A 588-nucleotide genomic window follows, 5' to 3' on the forward strand; every position below is an offset into this window, starting at 1 on the left:
TTAAACACTTGATCGAGGAAAAGATTCAAGTCCAGAAGTGGTCCCCTGAACAAGTTGCCCATGTGGTGGGGATTGCCTACAAGACGGTCTATAACTGGATTGATCAAGGATGGCTTGATATACAGTTGCCCGATTTGCCTGATCATGGAATTCGTCGTCATCGTGCTAAAGAAAAGCGTGGTACGTTCAATCACGGCCGCTCCATTGAGGAGCGTCCTCATAAAGTCGAAACTCGCCAGGAATTCGGCCACTTTGAAGCTGATACCGTACTTTCTGGTAAACGTAAAGGTCAAGCTGAGGCTACTTTTGTGGAGCGTAAGAGTCGCCTGACAATTGTTAAACGGCTCCATGGTCGCGACAGTCAGTCCATGACTCAAGCCGTACTTGAACTAGCTAGTCAACTTCAAGACAAGCTCAAGACGCTTACCGTAGATCATGGTAAAGAGTTCGCTAACTATCAGACAATTGAACGGCGAACTGGTACACAGGTTTATTTTGCCCATGCCTATTCACCGCATGAAAGAGGCAGTAATGAGAACCGTAACCGAGTTTTGCGGCGCTTTATTCCCAAAGGCCAAGCCATTGAAG

Annotated in this window: 1 protein-coding gene; it reads left to right on the plus strand. The window is 47.1% G+C overall.

The window, feature by feature from the left end; genetic code table 11:
• A partial coding sequence (locus tag FD09_RS15630; protein ID WP_157053870.1) for an IS30 family transposase occupies positions 1-588 on the plus strand: 588 nt, incomplete at both ends.

Origin of the sequence: Schleiferilactobacillus perolens DSM 12744, assembly GCF_001435585.1 — a bacterium.
Lineage (GTDB): Bacteria > Bacillota > Bacilli > Lactobacillales > Lactobacillaceae > Schleiferilactobacillus > Schleiferilactobacillus perolens.